Source organism: Acetatifactor sp. (assembly GCF_982438285.1).
Map to the genome: position 1 here is coordinate 1 of NZ_CEWDFQ010000399.1, position 2,472 is coordinate 2,472.

At 47.7% G+C, this 2,472-nt stretch carries 3 protein-coding genes; all 3 read left to right on the top strand.

Annotation, left to right across the window (positions count from 1 at the left end):
* The coding region (locus AC1WIP_RS14455; RefSeq protein ID WP_481142488.1) for a hypothetical protein at positions 1 to 360 on the top strand (360 nt) is incomplete at its 5' end.
* Complete coding sequence (gene ybeY, locus AC1WIP_RS14460) at positions 344 to 853, top strand: rRNA maturation RNase YbeY (protein ID WP_481142489.1); 510 nt, start codon at positions 344 to 346, stop codon at positions 851 to 853. The genes AC1WIP_RS14455 and ybeY, both read left to right, overlap by 17 nt.
* Before the next feature lie 10 nt (positions 854 to 863).
* A complete protein-coding gene (locus AC1WIP_RS14465; RefSeq protein ID WP_481142490.1) occupies positions 864 to 2,462 on the top strand; it encodes an oligosaccharide flippase family protein in 1,599 nt (532 codons plus the stop codon).
* Positions 2,463 to 2,472 lie beyond the last annotated feature (10 nt).

The window sequence follows — 2,472 nt, forward strand, 5'->3', positions numbered from 1 at the left end:
GCGCTGAAGTGCGCAGGCTATTATCATAAAATGGATAAGATAATACCAGACTTTTTGGAAAAGGAAAAATTCCCGCCCGCCGCGGAGGCAGTCTTAAGGGAATATATGGATAAAAAAACGCCCATACAGGCGAAGGAAACCGCTGTCCTTTTGTGCAGTGATGCGGTGGTGGCGGCAGTGACGCTTTTCTTGTCAAAAAACGGAGACAAGCACCCGGATTATGACAAAATCATTGATGTGGTGTTTGGACATCTTATAGACTCGGGAACCTTTAACAACTGTGACATTTCCCTAAGGGAGCTTAAGACAATGCAGAAGAAATTTAAGGAGGAAAAGCTCTATTATGACTTTTTACGTTGAAAATGAAACAGATGCGGATTTTCCCTTTGATATCCTTGCAGTTGGAAGACAGGTGGCCAAGGAGGTGCTGGAAGCAGAAAGATGCCCTTATGAAGTCCAGGTGAATCTGCTGCTTACGGATAATGCAGGCATCCGTGAATTTAATAAAGAATACAGAGGAATTGATGCGGAGACGGACGTATTGTCTTTTCCAGGCTTGGAATTTGCCAGGCCGGGCGTATTTGAAATTGAGGAAAGCAGTCTGCATGACTGCTTTGATCCGGACAGCAAAGAGCTGATTCTGGGAGATATCATTGTCTCGGCGGACCGGGTGAGAGAACAGGCAGAGAATTACGGGCACAGTGAAGAGAGAGAGTTTGCGTTTCTGGTGGCCCACAGCATGTTTCACCTGTGCGGCTATGACCACATGGAGGAGGCGGAAGCCAGGGTGATGGAAAGGAAGCAGGAAGAAGTGCTTAAAACACTTGGAATTACCAGAGATAAAAAAGATTGAGGGACTTTGAATGAATCCGGTGGAAGTAAAGAGAAAACAGATACAAATGTATTCCCATATAATAGGTGTAATCACGCTGTTAGCGGTGGGAAGAGTCATTCAGGATGCAGGCGTGGCCTATCTTGCGGCGGCAGTGGAATGTTATTTTGGGGTCTGCCTGCTCATTAGCTATGGCGCGGCAGACTGTCTTGGGAAAATTCTTCGAAGCCGAAACGGAAAGGGGCAAAATAAAAACTGCGCCGGGCTGAGGAAAAATGCAATGCTGCTTCAGGGAGCAGTGGGAGCGGCAGGAAGTATACTTTTGTCTGCCTGTGCAGGTCCCTTGGCGGAGCATGTCTTTGAGTTGCCATACAGCAGTCTTTTGATCCGCCTGTTTGCACCGGCAGTGTTTCTTCGGACCATTTCAAGCGTACTATTGGGTTATTTTCAGGGAGAGGGTTCTGAGCTTCCCACTGCGGCGGCCTGTGTGATCAGGCAGGTGTTTATTCTTGGATTTTCTCTTTTGTTTTGTAATATCCTTAAGAGCTATGGGGAAAAGGTAAGCGGTCTTCTTGGCAGGGAAGAGTTTGCCTTTATGTGGGCAGGCTCCGGGGCTGCCATCGCGGTAAGTCTTACGGAGATTTTGATTCTTCTGTTTCTGCTTCTGGTTTACCGGGGAAGCAGCAAAGAGAGAAAAAAAGCAGAAGAAGGGAAAAAGACAAGAGAATCTTTATGGGATTTTACAAGAATCCTGTATGGAAGTATGGGAGCTTTTCTTTTGACAGGACTGCTGGAACGGCTTCCTGTGTGGTTTGGAATGGTATTTTTTCATAAAAATGCCCAGGGCGCAGATTTGGGAGGACAGAGCTATGGAGTGTATTACGGACAGTATCTGGCCCTTTGCGCAGGCTTTCTTTTTTTACTGTGCGCTTCCCTGATACCGGCCGGAGCCAGAGTTACTCACGGCTTAAAGCGGGAGGATCAGCGCTATGCCAGAAACTGCTTTCAGGCGGGAATTCACATGATATGGGCAAAGGCATTATTTTTTGCAGTGTTTTTGGCTGTTATGGCGCAGCAGGCGGCGGGAATTTTCAATGAGGCCCGGGCTGAAACACTGGCTTCTATGCTGCGCTTTGGTTCAAGCATAATTGTGTTTGGGACCTTTGCGTTTTATTTTAAGAGCATTTTGCTTTCTCAGGGGAAAAAATATCATGTGGCTGCCTGTCTGGGGATCGCAAATGTGATTTTTGCGGCAGCCGCAGCACTGTTTCTGCAGGCAGGGAATGCGGGGATTCTTTCCCTGGTATACGGCGGAGTCATAGGAAGCGCTCTCTACTGCGGGCTGACCGGATTTTTTGTAATTGGCAGACTGGGACGAGGCATACAGATGGTACGAACCTTTTGTATTCCCTTAGGCGCTGTCTGCGGCGCCGCTCTTATGGAATTTCTCATTGGGAAATTTTTTACACCGCATCTGGGAAACCTGGCTGCTGCGCTGATTGGTTTTGGGGTGTCCTTTGCGGTTTACTGGGGAATTCTATTGGCTTTGCGCAATTTCAAGGCCCAGGAGCTTGCGGCTGTGCAGGGAGGACGCTTGCTTAAGCTTTTTGTAAAAGCAGTGGGGAAATAAAATAGAAAGC